Source organism: Micromonospora sp. NPDC049900 (assembly GCF_044461025.1).
Taxonomy (GTDB): domain Bacteria; phylum Actinomycetota; class Actinomycetes; order Mycobacteriales; family Micromonosporaceae; genus Micromonospora.
Genome location: NZ_JBITKM010000003.1, coordinates 137,591 through 153,019, shown reverse-complemented (window position 1 = coordinate 153,019; position 15,429 = coordinate 137,591). Strand labels below are relative to the sequence as shown.

The 15,429-nt window shown below is 72.2% G+C and carries 18 protein-coding genes; 7 read left to right on the top strand and 11 right to left on the bottom strand.

All coding sequences use genetic code 11. From position 1 onward, the window contains the following. Positions 1-10 precede the first annotated feature (10 nt). From ACIBMZ_RS09010 to ACIBMZ_RS09000, 3 genes are read right to left on the bottom strand one after another with little or no spacing between them, the layout of a single operon-like run. Positions 11-1,534 carry an FtsX-like permease family protein gene (locus ACIBMZ_RS09010; protein WP_396692043.1) on the bottom strand — a complete coding sequence of 508 codons (1,524 nt, stop codon included), beginning with the start codon at positions 1,532-1,534 and terminating at the stop codon, positions 11-13. Then, complete coding sequence (locus tag ACIBMZ_RS09005; RefSeq protein WP_396692042.1) at positions 1,531-2,232, bottom strand: ABC transporter ATP-binding protein; 702 nt, start codon at positions 2,230-2,232, stop codon at positions 1,531-1,533. Before ACIBMZ_RS09005 ends, ACIBMZ_RS09010 begins: the two co-directional genes overlap by 4 nt. Then, a complete protein-coding gene (locus tag ACIBMZ_RS09000; protein WP_396692041.1) occupies positions 2,229-2,765 on the bottom strand; it encodes a PadR family transcriptional regulator in 537 nt (178 codons plus the stop codon). Before ACIBMZ_RS09000 ends, ACIBMZ_RS09005 begins: the two co-directional genes overlap by 4 nt. 660 nt (positions 2,766-3,425) lie before the next feature. Here ACIBMZ_RS09000 and ACIBMZ_RS08995 point away from each other — a divergent pair. Next, positions 3,426-3,692: a hypothetical protein gene (locus ACIBMZ_RS08995; protein WP_396692040.1), complete on the top strand. Its 267-nt coding sequence runs from the start codon at positions 3,426-3,428 to the stop codon at positions 3,690-3,692. Positions 3,693-3,752: 60 nt separating this feature from the next. On the opposite strand, the gene ACIBMZ_RS08990 is transcribed toward ACIBMZ_RS08995, so the two are convergent. From ACIBMZ_RS08990 to ACIBMZ_RS08965, 6 genes are read right to left on the bottom strand one after another with little or no spacing between them, the layout of a single operon-like run. Then, on the bottom strand, positions 3,753-5,288 hold the full coding sequence (locus ACIBMZ_RS08990) for a SpoIIE family protein phosphatase (RefSeq protein ID WP_396692039.1): 1,536 nt from the start codon (positions 5,286-5,288) through the stop codon (positions 3,753-3,755). A 1-nt stretch (position 5,289) separates the two neighbouring features. Next, entirely contained in the window at positions 5,290-6,639 is a 1,350-nt protein-coding gene (locus ACIBMZ_RS08985; protein ID WP_396692038.1) for an ATP-binding protein, read from the bottom strand. After that, positions 6,636-7,658, bottom strand: a complete 1,023-nt coding sequence (locus ACIBMZ_RS08980; protein WP_396692037.1) for a SpoIIE family protein phosphatase — start codon at positions 7,656-7,658, stop codon at positions 6,636-6,638. Before ACIBMZ_RS08980 ends, ACIBMZ_RS08985 begins: the two co-directional genes overlap by 4 nt. Then, positions 7,646-8,065 (bottom strand): ATP-binding protein, encoded by a 420-nt coding sequence (locus tag ACIBMZ_RS08975; RefSeq protein ID WP_396692036.1) that lies wholly within the window; start codon positions 8,063-8,065, stop codon positions 7,646-7,648. The genes ACIBMZ_RS08980 and ACIBMZ_RS08975 overlap by 13 nt, the downstream gene beginning before the upstream one ends. Continuing rightward, a complete protein-coding gene (locus ACIBMZ_RS08970; protein ID WP_396692035.1) occupies positions 8,062-8,481 on the bottom strand; it encodes an STAS domain-containing protein in 420 nt (139 codons plus the stop codon). Before ACIBMZ_RS08970 ends, ACIBMZ_RS08975 begins: the two co-directional genes overlap by 4 nt. Beyond that, on the bottom strand, positions 8,481-9,341 hold the full coding sequence (locus tag ACIBMZ_RS08965; RefSeq protein WP_396692034.1) for an STAS domain-containing protein: 861 nt from the start codon (positions 9,339-9,341) through the stop codon (positions 8,481-8,483). The genes ACIBMZ_RS08970 and ACIBMZ_RS08965 overlap by 1 nt, the downstream gene beginning before the upstream one ends. A 166-nt stretch (positions 9,342-9,507) precedes the next feature. Between ACIBMZ_RS08965 and ACIBMZ_RS08960 the strand changes: the two genes are divergently transcribed. Beyond that, entirely contained in the window at positions 9,508-9,864 is a 357-nt protein-coding gene (locus tag ACIBMZ_RS08960) for an STAS domain-containing protein (protein WP_396692033.1), read from the top strand. Between the two features lie 10 nt (positions 9,865-9,874). Here the strand turns inward: ACIBMZ_RS08960 and ACIBMZ_RS08955 are convergent, their stop codons facing one another. Then, positions 9,875-11,221: an MFS transporter gene (locus tag ACIBMZ_RS08955; protein WP_396692032.1), complete on the bottom strand. Its 1,347-nt coding sequence runs from the start codon at positions 11,219-11,221 to the stop codon at positions 9,875-9,877. A 50-nt stretch (positions 11,222-11,271) separates the two neighbouring features. Between ACIBMZ_RS08955 and ACIBMZ_RS08950 the strand changes: the two genes are divergently transcribed. The 4 genes from ACIBMZ_RS08950 to ACIBMZ_RS08935 all read left to right on the top strand — a co-directional run bounded on the left by ACIBMZ_RS08950 (position 11,272) and on the right by ACIBMZ_RS08935 (position 13,386). After that, positions 11,272-11,952, top strand: coding sequence for a FadR/GntR family transcriptional regulator (locus tag ACIBMZ_RS08950; protein ID WP_396692031.1), 681 nt, complete (start codon positions 11,272-11,274; stop codon positions 11,950-11,952). A gap of 39 nt (positions 11,953-11,991) precedes the next feature. After that, positions 11,992-12,465, top strand: coding sequence for a large conductance mechanosensitive channel protein MscL (gene mscL, locus ACIBMZ_RS08945; RefSeq protein WP_396692030.1), 474 nt, complete (start codon positions 11,992-11,994; stop codon positions 12,463-12,465). An 81-nt stretch (positions 12,466-12,546) separates the two neighbouring features. After that, positions 12,547-12,795 (top strand): hypothetical protein, encoded by a 249-nt coding sequence (locus ACIBMZ_RS08940; protein ID WP_396692029.1) that lies wholly within the window; start codon positions 12,547-12,549, stop codon positions 12,793-12,795. Between the two features lie 216 nt (positions 12,796-13,011). Further along, complete coding sequence (locus tag ACIBMZ_RS08935) at positions 13,012-13,386, top strand: hypothetical protein (protein WP_396692028.1); 375 nt, start codon at positions 13,012-13,014, stop codon at positions 13,384-13,386. 78 nt (positions 13,387-13,464) lie between these two features. On the opposite strand, the gene ACIBMZ_RS08930 is transcribed toward ACIBMZ_RS08935, so the two are convergent. After that, positions 13,465-14,808 carry a benzoate/H(+) symporter BenE family transporter gene (locus tag ACIBMZ_RS08930; protein WP_396692027.1) on the bottom strand — a complete coding sequence of 448 codons (1,344 nt, stop codon included), beginning with the start codon at positions 14,806-14,808 and terminating at the stop codon, positions 13,465-13,467. A gap of 60 nt (positions 14,809-14,868) precedes the next feature. Here ACIBMZ_RS08930 and ACIBMZ_RS08925 point away from each other — a divergent pair, with 60 nt between their 5' ends. Further along, positions 14,869-15,411: a helix-turn-helix domain-containing protein gene (locus ACIBMZ_RS08925; protein WP_396692026.1), complete on the top strand. Its 543-nt coding sequence runs from the start codon at positions 14,869-14,871 to the stop codon at positions 15,409-15,411. Positions 15,412-15,429: the final 18 nt, after the last annotated feature.

Below are 15,429 nucleotides of genomic sequence, written 5' to 3'. Positions count from 1 at the left end.
GGACGCCGTCTCAGGTGGTGCGCAGTTCCTCCATCGCCGTGCTGGCCGGCAGGAACAACAGCCCCAGCCCGACCGTGACCAGCACCGCGAGCAGCGCGCCGCCGCCGACCAGTGCGAGCTGTCCGAGCGGTACGTCCGGCGTGCGGACCACGCGTTCGATCACCATGTACTCGACGTGCAGCGGGCGGGTGGCCGGGTCCTGGCACAGCTCCGTGCTCGCCCGGCACACCTCCTGGGCGTAGCCGCCGCTGACCACGTCGCCGTTGAGCAGCCGCCCGATCGCGTACCCGACGCCGACCGCGAGCAGCACGGCGGGCACCACCGGCGCCAGCACCTGGATGAGGATCGAGGTGCCGATGGTGGCCCGGGGCACCCCGGTGGCCACCAGCGCGGCGTACGCCCGGCGGCGGGAGACGATGCCCTCCACCAGCGTGACCAGCAGGCCCGCCGTGGCGATGGCGACCGCCACGAGGACGGCCAGGTCGACCAGGTCCATGGTGTTCAGATAGAAGGACCGGTCGTCGCCCACAGCGCCGCCGTATCCGGCCGCCTGGTTCGCCTCCTGTTCGATCCGCTGCCGGAGCTGGAAGTAGGCGCGGAACCCCGCCGCACCGGCACCGATGAGCACGCTGGCCAGCAGCGCCGCGAAGGTCCGGCTGCTGGTCCACGGGTCGTCGGTCAACCGGCGGGCGGCCAGCAGGGTCGCCGGTCCTCGGGCGAGGCGGTGCAGCAGCCGCCCGGCGGCGTACGACAGCCATCCGGTCCCGAGCACCACCCCCATCACGACGGCGAAGAGACCGAGGGTGAACAGGATCGCGAGCCAGTCCGCGCGGACGCCGTCGAACGCCTTTCGCAGCGGCTCGGCAAACGCGGCCGCCAGCAGCCCACCGCCGATCAGCAGCGCCGGCCAGGGCCGGGGCGACCGGGTCCGACCAGCCCGACGGAACACGACCAACGGCGTGGTGCCGACCCGGCGCAGCAGCAGCGCGGTGCCCGCCGCCGCGAGCACCGGCAGCCCCAGCGTCAGCGCCACGATCGCCGGCACCGAGGGCAGCACGTCGGTGGGCAGGGCGAGCTGACCGTGGGCGTCCGGGCGGTGCAGCAGGTGCCGCCCGCCGAGGTACACCGCCAGCCCGACCAGGGCTCCGACCAGCGCGGCGAGGCCGGTCTCCAGCATCGCGACCCGGGTGACCTGGCCGGGGGTCGCACCGGCCAGACGCAGGGCGGCCAGGCGGCGGTCCCGCGCCGGAGCGCCGAGCCGGGCACTCTGCCCGGCCAGGGCCAGCACGGGTATGGCCAGCAGCAGCAGGGCGAACGCGGTGCCGCCGCGCAGCCCCGGTTCGCGTAGCAGCGCGTTCGCGTACTGCTGGGACTGCTCCCAGTCGCGGCCGGGCGGCTCCTTGATGGCCAGCACGGTCAACGCAGCCAGCCCGGTGAGCGTGGCCAGCGTGGCGCTCAGCACGGTCAGGGCCACTCGCGCGGCGTCGGTACGGTTACCGGCCAGGGCCAGTCGGACCGCCGTCCCCGGTCTCACCGCGCGCCCTCGGCCAGCGGCGCGTCCAACCCCAGGCCGGTGTGGTCGATCACGCCGTCGCGCATCACGATCTCGCGATCGGCGTACGCGGCGATCCGGGGCTCGTGGGTCACCAACACCACCGCCGTGCCCTGCTCACGGGTGAGCCGGACGAGTGTGGTGAGCACCTGCTCGCCGGTGAGCGTGTCCAACGCCCCGGTCGGCTCGTCGGCGAAGAGCACCCGTGGCTCGGTGACCAGGGCCCGAGCGGTGGCGCAGCGCTGCTGCTGACCGCCGGACATCTCGCCCGGCCGCACGTCGGCGTAGTCCACCACGCCCAGCCGGTCCAGCCAGGTGAGCGCCGCCGTCCGCGCTGCTCGCCGCCCCGTGCCGGCGAGCAGCAGCGGAAGCGCGACGTTCTCCGCCGCGGTCAGCTCCGCAACGAGCTGACCGAACTGGAACAACACCCCGAAGTCGGTACGCCGCAGGCGCGACCGGGCCGCCTCGGACCAGGTGTCGATCCGGTGTCCGCGCCAGGTCACCTCACCGGCGTCGGGCCGCAGGATGCCCGCCAGGCAGTGCAGCAGGGTGGACTTGCCGCAGCCACTCGGCCCGGTCACCGCGACGATCTCACCCTCGTCGATGTCGAGGGTGAGGCCGCGAAGCGCGGGTGTCGGCCCGTACGACCTAACCAGTGCGCGTGCCTGAAGTTGCGTCACGAGTGCACCTCCCGGTGCCAGTCGGCGACCCGCTCCAGGGTGGTGCGCAGCCAGCGCAGGTCGGCGTCGAGATGGGCGATGGCGTAGTCGGCTGCCACGACGTCGTCGACGGTGGCCTCCGGTGCCGTCTTGAGCGCGGTCAGCTCGCGGAGCCGATCGCTGTGGGCCCGCCGCTGCGCGACGAGGTAACTCCGGGCCCGGTCCGCGTCGGCGTCCAGGAGCGCCACCACCACCTTGGCGAACAGCGCGCTGTTGACGTGCGGCATGGGTGGGTCGACGGTGCCCAACCACTGGTCCAGTGCCGCCCGCCCCTCGTCGGTGAGCGCGTAGGCGGTGCGGTCCGGCCCGGCGTGGCGTTCCTGTCCCGCCGGGACCACCAGGCCGTCCCGGAGCAGCCGATTCAGCGTCGCGTAGACCTGCCCGAACGCCAACGGGCGGGCCTGCGGCAACCGCGCGTCGTACGCGCGCTTCAGCTCGTACCCGTGCATGGTGCCGGTGGCGAGCAACCCGAGCAGAACGTGCGACGTGGACACGAACCCACTATTCACTCAGCGAATAGCTGCCGTCAAGCTATCCACGCCAGGCCCCACGCCGGTGTCCTCGGCTCGGTCGCTCGGCTCGGCGACGGGAGCGGTCATTGGGCCGGATTGCGGACCCAGCCGAGAAACCGGACGTAGAAGTACAGCGGCTCGGGTGGCCCTCGGAGCCGGGTCAAGTCGGCGGTCGCCTCGGTGAGCAGGTCGGCCATGTCCAGCGCGAGTAGCCGACCGAGGCCGTAGTCGGCCGCCAGTTCGGCTCGGGCCTGCGCGCACGGCCAACCGTGCGCGCAGGCGGCACAGAACCAGAGAGGTTTGACGCCGTATCAGGTCCTGTCGGTCGGCAAGATCTGGCTACGCGCAGACGTCGAGGAATACATCCGCCAGTACCGGCGGTGGACGACGACGAGCAGGGGTAGAGGTACAGCGTGGGCGGCCGACGCGTGGGTGGTGCGCCTTCGCTTGGCTGGTTCGGAGAAGGCTCGTGCGCGGCAGCGGTGGGTGTCCCTGGAGAGCCGGAGTCACGTGCGAGACCACAACATCAGGGATAGTGCTGTCTCGCAGCGCACTCGAAGCAACAACAACAGGGATGTTGTGTGGATCTTGGCGGCTCTGACGGTTCGGCACGACGGGGCCACGCCGCAAACAGGCCACGGCGTGCCGTCGCGCATCCCGACCTCGACGCTCCGCTCTCGCGTACGCAGCCTCGTCGCCGCTGCCGCAGTCGGCGGCGGTCTGGTGCTCGACCTGGCCACGCTCGCCCGGGCGGACTACACCAGCCCGATCTACCCGACGCTGAAGGCGTGCAACGACGCCCGGCCGACGTACGCCTCGGCCTGGACCCGGCCGCAGGCGTGCTACCCGATGTACAACTGGAACGGCACGACGGTGGTCGGGTACGCCTTCCTGGTCAAGACCCGCTGACGCCGACGCGGCCACGACTGGAGGGCCTGCGGCGCGCACCGCCGTGGGGCCCGCCGTCGTTCAGCGACGACGGAGGGCGACGACGGCGACGTCGTCCTGGATCTCGTGCGGGGCGAGTTCGACGAGCAGGCGTTCGCAGAAACGGTCCAGGTCGTCGTCGACCCGGGACGCACTGACCGACAGGGCGGCCAGCCCGTCGTCGATGGTGACGTCCCGCCGTTCGATCAACCCGTCGGTGTAGAAGACGATCGTCGCGCCGGCCGGCAGGACGAACTCCAGGTCGGCCGGGCGGGGCGCGCGTACGCCGAGCAGTGGCGCGGAGTGCTGCACGTACTCGACCTTGCCGTCCTGACTGATCAACGGCGGCAGGTGCCCGGCACTGGCCAGCCGGACGTGCCCGGTGGACGGGTCCAGCAGCAGCAGGCAGATGGTCGCCAGCTCGTTGGGCAGCAGCGTCCGCATCAACTCGTTGACCCGGTGCAGGATCTCGCCCGGTTGGTGTCCCTCCACCGCGTACGCCCGCACCGCGTGCCGCAGCTCGGCCATGACCGTCGCCGCGTGCAGCGAGTGGCCCGCCACGTCGCCGATGGCCAGCAGCAGGTGGCCGTCGAGCATCACCAGCTCGTAGAAGTCGCCGCCCACCTCGGTCCGGGCGCTGGCCGGCTCGTAGCGGACGGCCAGGTCGAGCCCGGCGATCTCGGGGATGCGGCGCGGCAGCAGGCTGCGTTGCAGGGTCACCGCGATGCGGTGTTCCTCGTCGAAGGAGCGCTGTGCCTCCACCGCCGACGCCACCGCCTGCGCGAGCTGGACCAGCACCGGCGTACGGGCGGTCTGGGTGGCGGTGGGGACCACGATGTAGATCGGCGCGCGGTCCTCGCGCAGCCGGGCGGCGGCCACCGTGATCGTGTCGTCGGTCGGCCAGTCGGCGAGCGCCCAGCCGGCGGGATCCTGCACGGTGACGACGGTGCCGGTCGGCACGCCGGTGTCGTCGACCACCCAGGGCACGATGCGGCCCTCGGCACCGGGACCGTTGGAGACCCCGGCCAGGCAGTCACCGTCGAAGGTCTCGGCGACCACCGCGGCCGGGCTCTTGAAGATCTCGGCGGCACCCGTCGCCGCGGACTCCAGCAGCCGGGCGAAGTTCGGCGCCGAGTGCACCGCCAGGGTGGTGTCGGCCAACCCGGTGAGGCGTTCGGCGAGCAGCTCGGCCCGTTGCCGCGCCTGGTAGTAACGCAGCACCGCGTGGGCGGTGGCGATCAGTTCCTCGGGCTCGATCGGCTCGGCGAGGTAGGCGTCCGCGCCCCGGGTCAGCCCCTGGGTGCGGTCGGTGGTGTCGATCGCGTGTGCGGACACGTGGATCACCGGTAGCGCCGGATGCGCCGACTTGAGCTGCTCGCAGACCTCGAAGCCGCTCATGTCCGGCAGCCGGACGTCGAGCACCACCAGGTCGACCGGTTCCACCCCGACCCGGCGCAACGCCTCGCCGCCGGTCTCGGCCTCCAGCACCGTGAAACCGGCCCGGGTCAGCCAACTCACCAACAGGTAGCGCTTGGTCCGGCTGTCGTCGACCACCAGCACTGTCGCCGCGCCGTCCACGTCAGGCTCCGTCCGCCGGCAGCGACACCGTGAAGGTGCTGCCCCGGCCGGGCTCGCTGGCCAGGTCGAGGGTGCCGCCGAGCAGGGTCACCAACCGTCGGGCGTACGGCAGGCCGAGGCCGGTGCCGCCGGTCCGGGTCGGGCCGGGCGCCTGGTAGAACTCCTCGAACACCCGCTCGTGCAGCTCTGCGGGGATACCCGGCCCGGTGTCCGAGACGGACAGTCGCCAGCCGTCGTCGTGCCGCTCGGCGCGCAGCCGTACCTCGCCCTCGGAGGTGAACTTCAACCCGTTGTGCAGCAGGTTGCGCAGCACTTGGGCGAGCAGCACCTCGTCGGTCCGCACCGTGGCGGGCGCCGGTGGTTCCTCCACCACCAGCGTCACGTCACCGGCGGTGGGCAGCGCCCGCAGGGTGCCCCGCAGTTGCCCGAAGAGGGCCTTGAGGTCCACGTCCACGATGGCCGGCTCGATCCGGCCGGACTCCGCCTTGGCCAGGTCGAGCAGTTCGTTGACGAGGGACAGCAGATCCGAGGCGGAGCCACGGATCAGGCCCACCTGGCGCTCCTGTTCGCTGGTGAGCGGGTCGGAGGCGGAGTCACCCAACAACCGGGCCAGCCCGATGATCGCGGTGACCGGGGCGCGTAGCTCGTGGCTGACGTTCGCCAGGAACCGTGTCTTCGACTCGCTCGCGGCACGCAACTGCGCCGACTTCTCGTCCAACTCCGCGTAGAGCGCCACCACGCCCGTGTTCGTCGCCTCCAGCTCGTCGGTGAGCTGGTGGTACAGCGCCATCACGCCACGGTTGGTCTGTTCCAGTTCCTCGTTGAGCCGGGCCAACTCGTCGCGCTGGGTGCGCACCTCGTCGAGGGCGGCGATGAGCTGCGAATTCTGGGTGGCGAGTTCCTCCTCGGCGGTGCCCGGCGCGCTCTGCGCGAGTTCGGCGCGCAACTCGGCGAGACGCTCGGAGGTGAGCGCCTGTGCGGTGGCCGGGATCCGTCGCGACATCCTCACGACCGTAACTTGCTTCTCGGCAACGATGCCGAGTGTGTCCACCAGACGCGCCACCGCGCTGGACTCGGGCTGATAGCGGCCGTCCGGCAGCGGAGCCACCGGGACGAGGTCGACACGCAGGTGGTGGCGGCCGTCGTCGGTGCCGGTGACGGCGAAGACCACGTCCGCCCCGCCGACGGCCCGCAGCAGATCCCGGGCGACCTCACTGATCGCGGTGGCGATCCGGACCTGGTCCTGGTGCTCCAGACCGAGCGCGTCGGCCACCTCACGGCCCCGCTGGCGGACCACGAAGATGTCCTGTTCGACCCGCAGCGCCATCTGCATCAGCGCGGCGGTGCTCATGACCAGGACCTCGCCACCAGAACCCCGGCGTCGTCACGTCGGGTCCCGGCGTCGCGCAACAGGGTGGCGGCCGTCACCAGCGGCGACCGCGCGACGAGGCCGGGATAGTCCTCGATCCGCCAGCGGTCCACCACCCCGTCGGAGTGCATCACCAGCAGGCTGTCCGGGCCGAACGGGTAGTCGTACTGCCGGATCGCGGGCCGCTGGTGCCCGGCGATGCCGGGCAGCGAGACCAGGCCACGCCGCCGGCTCTCCGCGTCGATGATTACGCCGGCGATGTTGCCCAGCCCGGCGTACCGCAGCACAGCGCCCGCCGGATCCGGCTCGGCGACCGCGAGCGCGGCGCCACGGGTGTGCGACAGCGACCGGTGCAGGTGGGCGACCACCTCGGCCGGGGCGGCGGCCGGGGCGGCGCGGAACGCGGCGAGCGCGGCGTCGGTGGCCGCCGCGGCCAGCGGGCCGTGCCCGAGACCATCGGTGACCAGCACCTGTCGGCGATCGCCGACGATCCGCCAGGTACAACCGTCCCCGCTGACCGTCTCACCGGTCAGCGGCCGGGTCAGCCCGCCGACCCAGGAATGGTCGGTGTCCACGCCGTCGAAGACGCGCACCGCGATGACGGTGCCCCGACCGGGCCAGGAGTACGCGTCGAACCAACTCGCCTGCCGCACTATCGCGCCGAGACCGATGCCCAGGGTGCCGGTGGTGGAGTGCCCGTCCCGCGCGGAGCGGGCCAGGTCGGCCATGCCCGGGCCGGAGTCCAGGGCGATCAGCTCGACACCGGCGTCCAGTTCGCGGCGTACCGGCCGGAGCAGCAGTACGCCGTCGTCGGCGTGCTTGATCAGATTGCTGGTCAACTCGGCGGCGACGATGGCCAGGTCGGCGATCCGGCCCTCGGACAGCGCCAGTTGGTCCCCCAGGCGCTCGGCCGCCCGCCGCACCGCACTTCCGGCGCTGCCGTTCTCCACGCGGTACCAGATGCCCCGGTCGGAGACCGGCGCGGCGGTCACCGGGACCACTTGGTGATCGTGATCCGGGTGCCCTGTCCCGGCGCGGTCTGTATGTCGAACTCGTCCACCAGCCGCCGGGCGCCGCTGAGGCCGAGACCGAGGCCGCCACCGGTGGTGTAGCCGTCGGTCAACGCGAGGTCCAGGTCGGCGATGCCCGGACCGTCGTCCGCGAAGACGATCGTGATGCCGGACCGGCGACCGTTGTCGGCGGCGGACACCTCGACCGTGCCGCCACCGCCGTACACCAGGGTGTTCCGGGCCAACTCGCTGGCCGCGGTGACCACCTTGGTCTGGTCGACCAGTGACAGCTTGACCGCCACCGCCACGGTACGCACCAGTTGCCGGACGCGTACCACGTCCTCGTCGCTGCCGACCGTCTGAGCCTGGGGACGCCCCAGGTCGACGCCGCTGGTCATGACGACGCCGTCGGCTCGGGGTCCGGCCCGTCGTCGTGGAAGTCGTCGTCGTGGTCGTCGTAGGCGCGGTCGGCCGCGATCAGTTCCATCCCGCGCTCGACGTTCAGGGCGGTCCGGATGCCGTTGAGCGACAGACCCAGCTCGACCAGGGTGATGGCGACCGCCGGGCGCATCCCGACCACCACCGTCTCGGCGTCGAGCACCCGGGAGATGGAGGCGATGGTGGAGAGCATCCGGCCGACGAAGGAGTCGACGATGTCCAGCGCGGTGATGTCGATGATCACGCCGTGGCAGCCGGTGGCGACGATCCGCTCGGCCAGGTCCTCCTGGAGGGCCACGGCCGTCTGATCGGACATGTCCAACTGGATGGAGACCAGCAGGATGTCGCCGATCTTGAGGATCGGCACCCGCTCCATCACACCTCCCGACGAGGATGACGTCGGTTCGCCTCGACGCCGGTGAGCCGCAGCACGTGCCGCAGCGCGTCGGCGAGGCTCGCCTTGGTGGCGATGTCGCCGAACTCGATGCCGAGGGCGACGATGGTCTGGGCGATCTGCGGCCGGATGCCGGAGATGATGCAGTCGGCACCCATCAGGCGGGCCGCCACCACGGTCTTCAGGATGTGCTGGGCGACCTGGGTGTCCACCGCCGGTACGCCGGTGATGTCGATGATCGCGTACGGCGAGCCGGTGTCGACCAGGGTCTGCAGCAGCCGTTCCATCACCACCTGGGCGCGTGCCGAGTCGAGCGTGCCGACCAGCGGCACCGCCACCACGCCCTCCCAGAGCTTGACCACCGGGGTGGACAGCTCCAGCAACTGCTCCGCCTGGTCGGCGATCAGGCTCTCGCGGGTGCGGACGAAGGTCTCGAAGGTGAACAGGCCCATCTGGTCGACCAGCGCCGAGAAGGCGACGTAGTCGCGCAGGGTGCCGTCGCCCTGCGTGGTCTCCATGACCGCCAGCAGGGCCTCCTTGAGGGCGAACACGCCGCTTGCGGTCTCGGTGGCGGTGAAGCCCTGCCGGGCCTGCCCACGGGAGACCTCGGCGAGCACGGCCCGCAGCTCGGTCGCCTCCTCGGCGGCGAGGTCGCCCACGCCCTTGCCGAGCACGTCCACCAGTGCCCGGTGCAGTTCCTGCACATGCCGGACCAGTTCGGCCTGGCTGAGTCGGCCCCGAAGTTGTGCGGCGAGAACCTCGGTCCACCGTTGGACGATCTGTCCGGCCTGACTGGTGAGCAGGTCGGCCAAACGGCCACTCTCGTCAGCGCTCAACGCCATCGCACTACCCCCCCTAGACCTGGACCGGCCGGACTCTATCACCGTGGACCCACAAACTACTTGTCGCAAAGCAAGGGAATGACGGTCGACACCTCATCGTGCTCCCGTTCTGCGTACCGGGCCCCGCGTGGGATACCGTTCCTCCGATAAACAGGAGGTCTGGCATATGTCCCTGACGGTGCACACGGAGCAACGCGGTGACGTGGTCGTGGTGTCGGTCGCAGGTGAACTGGACATGGCCACCGCACCACAACTGCAGGACCAGATCACCGACCTGCTCGACAAGGGGCGCAGCCGCCTCGTGTTCGACCTGTCGGAGGTCTCGTTCTGCGACTCCACCGGTCTGTCGGTGTTCGTCCGCGCGAAGAACAGCTCCGACGAGGCCGGCGGAGTGGTCCGGCTGGCTGCGCCGCAACGAGGCGTGCTGCGCATCCTCGAGGTGAGTGGCCTCGTGGAGGTTCTGCACACCTATCCGACGGTCGACCAGGCGGTCGCGGGAGAACCCACCCCGACCTCCTCCTGACCTGACCGCGCTACCCACCGGTCACGGCCGGGCCTCGCTCGTCCTCGATGTATCGGGGGCGAGCGATGACGATTCCGGCCCCGGTCTGCACGGCGAGTGCGACCAGCAGGAAGCCGAGAGGCGCGGTCCAGCCGCCGGTGGACTCGTGCAGGATCCCGACCAGCAGCGGCCCGAGCGCGGCGATGAGATATCCGACGCTCTGCGTGAAGGCGGACAACGCGACCGTCCCGTCGGCCGTCCGGGCCCGCAGCCCGATGGTGGCCAGGATGAGCGGGAAGGCGCCCTGCCCCAGCGCCAGCAGCACCACCCAGAGCACCGCCCCGCCGCGCGGCGCGAACGCCAGCCCCAGATAGGCCACGCTGGAGGCGGCGGTCAACCCCAGCACCAGCAGCCGCAGGTCACTCAGCCGGCCGGCCAGCGTCGGCATCGTTAGCGCGATCGGCACCCCGAGCGCGGTCACCCCGGCCAGCAGCAGCCCGGCGTCCTGCGGCCGGAAACCGGCGTCCCGGAACAGCACGGCCAGCCAGCCCATGATCGCGTACGCGCTCAGCGACTGCGCGCCGAAGTAGAGCGCCATCGCCCAGCCGAGCCGGGTGCGCGCGGGACTGATCCGGGCACGCGCCCGACCGCCGCGCAGACCCGCCCGCCGCGCGGCCCCACCGGTCCGTAGCGCCGCCGGCAACCACGGGAGTACGGCCACCGCCGCGAGCGCCGCCCAGACGCCGAGACCGGCGCGCCACGAGCCGAAGGCGTGCGCCACCGGCACCGCAGCGGCGGCCGCCGCCGTCGCCCCCACCGTCAACGTCATCATGTACACCCCGGTGACCAGGCCGGTCCGGTGCGGGAAGTACTGCTTGACCAGCATCGGCAGCAGGATGTTCGCCACCGCGATACCGGCCAGCGCGAGCGCGCTGGTGGCCAGGAACACCACGGCGGACCCGGTCAGCACCCGGAGCACCTGCCCGAGGGTGAGCGCGATCATCGCCAGCACCAGCAGTCGCGGCGCGGAGAGCCGGCGGACCAGCCACGGTGTGGTCGCACCCAGCCCGGCGAACGCCACCGCCGGCAGGGTCGTGACGACGCCCGCCATCGTGCCGGAGAGCGCCAACCCGACGCGTACCTCGTCGAGCAGCGCGCCGAGGCTGGTCATCGCGGCCCGCAGGTTCACCGCCACCAGCAGCATCCCGACCAACAGCAGCCATCCGGTACGCGTCCGCTCCGACGTACCCGACGGTCCGTGCCCGCTCGGGGGGTTTCCGCTCCCGGCGGACCCGATCGTGTCGGCACCGCCCGGGGCGGGTGCGGCGCCGGCGGTCGGGGCAGAGGTGGCGGGGGTGCCGGCGGCTGGCGGAGTCATGACCTCGAACCTACAATCATGGGATGAATCTCGGCGAGTGGCTGTAACCAGTGCCACCAGCGATTGATTCCGCCGTCCCACCTCGGGGCCGACGGACGAACGAGACCATCGCCCGACTGCGGCGGCGGATCCTGGCCGGCGAGTGGCCGGTGGGCAGTCGCATCCCGACCGAGCCGCAACTCGTCGAGGATCTCGGCGTGGGACGCAACACCGTCCGCGAGGCCGTCCGGGCCCTGGCCCACGCCGGGGTGCTGGAGTGTCGGCAGGGCTCCGGGACGTACGTGCTCACCACCGACGAACTGGCACCCGTGGTGGCCCGCCGCCTCACCGACGACCGGATGACCGAGGTGATCGAGGTACGCCGCGCCTTCGAGGTGGAGGCCGCCCGGCTCGCCGCACGCCGACGTACCGCCGAGGATCTGGCCGCCCTCGACGCCGCGCTGGCGGCCCGCGAGGCGGCCTGGCGCGGCGGCGAGGTCCCCGCGTTCGTGGAGGCCGACGTCGCGCTGCACACCGCCGTCGTCGCGGCGGCGCACAACGGCATGCTCGCCGAGCTCTACGCCTCGGTCGCGACCGCCCTGCGCAGCACCGTCGCGCAGGCCATGGGTGACGCCCTGACACCGGACCGGCACGTCGACCACGCCCGTCTGGTGGCCGCCATCCGGGCCGGCGACCCGGAGCTGGCGGCGCGGGAGGCCGGCGCTTTCCTGGAGTCCGCACCCAAGGCATAGGTTGTCCTCGACGAAAAACCGGACACCTCAGGAGTACGGATGCTCAAGGGCTTCAAGGACTTCATCATGCGCGGCAACGTCGTCGACCTCGCGGTCGGCGTCGTCATCGGCGCCGCGTTCACCGGCGTGGTCACGCAGCTCACCAAGTCGTTCCTGGAACCACTGATCCGCGTCTTCGTGGTGCTGATCACGGGAAGCGACAAGGGCATCGAGGGCTCGGCGCCAGATTTTCGGGGCATCCCGTTCGACTGGGTCGCCTTCGTCAACGCGCTGATCACGTTCCTGCTCACCGCAGCGGCGCTGTACTTCCTGGTCGTCTTCCCGATGAACAAGCTGGCCGAGCGCCGCAAGCGGGGCGAGGAGCCGCCGCCCTCGGCACCGAGCGAGGAGGTCAAGCTGCTCACCGAGATCCGGGACGCCCTGGTCGCCTCCGGCCGGACCACCCCGGCTCAGCAGCGCGGCGCCCTGGACGACGTACTCGGTCGCCGGGAGGAACCGCCCAGCGGGCGCTGAACCCGGCACCCGCACATCGGCCCCTGTGGGAATCCCGCAGGGGCCGCTTCATGTCGAACACATGTTCGATAGAGTCCGGCCATGGAGCAGCGAAAGCACTGGTGGAACGGGAAATGGGGGCGGCTGGCCCGACGGGACGTCTTCCTCCGGGCGGACGCCGATCGCTGGTACGTGGAACAGCGTGCCGGCGGGGCCGAGGGCGCATCCCGGTTCTACGAGTACGACACCGTCGACGACGCCGAGGAGACGGTACGCGCGCTGCTCCAGGGCCCCGACACCTGGCGCGAACTCTCCCCCCGCCCCCCATCCCCCTGGACCACCCCCCACTGACCCCCACCCCGCCGCACCCACCCCCCTCCCGGCCCGCCGCCCCCGCCGCTCCCGCCGCCCCCGCTGCCCCTCCCGGCCCGCGTTGATCAAGAGGTTTTCGCCCTGTTACCACCGCGAACGCGACCCGAACTTCTTGATCAACGGGGCGGGAGGGGGATGGGTGGGAGTGGGGTGGGAGGGGTTTAGGGGGAGTGGGGGGCGGGAACCGCGCGGGGTATGGAGCAGCAGGGCATCGATCAACAGGCCACCGTTTCGCGGGTCACCACCGGCATGCGGGTGGTGGACGCCGCCGGCCTCGACGTCGGCACGGTGGACCTCGTCCAGCGCGGTGACCCGAACGCCGTGACCGTGCAGGCCCCCACCGCCGATCCCGGCAGCAGCCTGGACGAGCTGATCGAGTCCGCCGCCACCGAGGAACCCGACGTGCCGGCGGACCTTGCCGCCCGCCTGCTGCGCACCGGCTACCTGAAGGTCTCCACCGAACTGGTCCCCACCGGCGCCGTCTACGTGCTCGCCGACCAGATCAACGCCGTCGTCGACGGAGAGGTCCGGCTCGACGTCCTCGCCGCCGATCTCCCCCCGGAGGACTGACCCCGCCGTCGCCTCGGCTCACGACTACCGGGTCGGGCCGAGAACAGCAGCCGGGTTGGACTTCGCAGTCAGCGCGGCCTATCCGGTCGGAGCGGACCCGGGCGACGCAGTCGGAGTAGACGCAGTCGGAGTAGACGCAGTCGACACGGCCGGAGCAGACCCAGGCGACACGGGCGCAGTGGACCCGAGCGACACGGCCGGGGCAGACCCGGCGGGCTCCCCGGTGGAACCGGACGTGACGGGTCCGGTGGCCGGGGCCGACGGAGCCGGTGTGGCGCGGCGGGCGCGGAAGAGCAGCAGCATCAACCAGCCGGCCACCAGGCCCCAGAAGGCGCCCCCGATGCCGACCAGCGACACCCCGGAGGCGGTGACCACCAGGGTCACCACGGCGGCCTCCCGCGCCGTGGGATCGGCCAGCGCTGCGGTCAGGGCGGTCGCCAGCGCGCCGAGCAGGGCCAGTCCGGCGACCGCCTCGATCAGTACGGGTGGCGCCCAGCCGACGAGCGTGGTGACCGCACCGGCGCCCAGGCCGAGCACCGCCAGCCCGATGCCGGCGGTCACCGAGGCGATCCAGCGGCGGTCCGGATCGGGATGGGCGTCCGGCCCGGCGGCCAGCGCGGCGGTGATCGCCGCCAGGTTGACCGCGTGACCACCGGCGGGCGCCACGGCCATGCTGGCCAGCCCGGTGGTCCGCAGCGCCGAGCCGAGCGGGGGCCGGTAGCCGTAGCCGACCAGGACGGCGGTGCCCGGCACGTTCTGCGCGGCCATGGTCACCAGGAACAGCGGTAGCGCCACGCCGATCAGCGCCGACAGGCTCCATGCCGGTGCGGTCAGCGCGAACACCGGGCGCAGTCCGCCGGTGCCGCCGCCGGTGGTGGTCAGCGCGATCGCGCCGGCCGCGACCACCAACGCCCCGGGGACCGCCCAGCGCCGGGCGAAGCGGTGCAGCACCAGCCAGGAGATCAGCACCGGAGCGGCGAGGTGCGGCACGTCGACGAGGGCGCGTACCGGTGCGGTGCAGAGCGGCAGCAACACCCCGGCGAGCATGGCCCCGGCGATGGGTTTGGGGATGGCGGCGACGGCACGACCGAGGACCGGGAACAGGCCGGCGGCGACGATGAGCAGGCCCGAGACGAGGAACGCGCCGACGGCGGCCGGCCAACCGCCGGGGATCGGGCCGGTCGCGATGAGCAGCGCCGCGCCCGGTGTGGACCAGGCGATACTCAACGGCATCCGGTGCCGTAGGCCGAGCCAGGCGGCGCAGAGCCCGGAGGCGACGCAGAGGACGAGCAGCCCGGAGGCGGCCTGTGCCTCGCTCGCGCCGGCCGCCCGCAGCCCGGCCAGCACCACCGTGAACGAGCTGGCGAACCCGACCAACGCGGTCACCACTCCCGCGAGGATCGGCTGTGTCCGTCCCGCCATGGTCCCACCCCTTCCCGACCGTTCCGTTTACGGAACAGCGGCGTGTAGCACCATAGCGGGGTGTCGCAGCCACCACCAGATACGGACACCGTCGCGATCGGTCACCGGGTCCGCGCCCTCCGCGAGGCGCGCGGGATCTCGCTCTCCGCGTTGTCCCGGCTGGCCGGGGTGGGGAAGGCGACGCTCTCCGGGCTGGAGAACGGTGTCCGCAACCCCACCCTGGAGACGCTGTACGCGATCACCGCGCAACTCGGCGTACCGCTGACCGCAGTGCTCTCCGGGCCGTCGGCCGGGCCGACCGTACGCGGCGCGGCGGTCAGCGCGACGCTGCTGGAGGTCTTCGACGACTCGGACGCCACGTACGAGCTGTACCGGATGCGGGTGGTGCCCGGCCCCGGCCAGCTCTCCCCCGCGCACCAACCCGGGGTGACCGAGCACGTGACCGTCTTCGCCGGGGTGCTGCGCGCCGGCCCGGTCGACGCGCCGCTGACCGCCGCCGCCGGTGGCCACCTGCGCTGGACGTCCGACGTACCGCACCTCTACGCCGCCGTGGGCGACGAGGAGGTGGCCGCCAGCCTGCTCCTGCGCTACCCCCGGCGGTAAGGAGGGGACCCCTGCTAT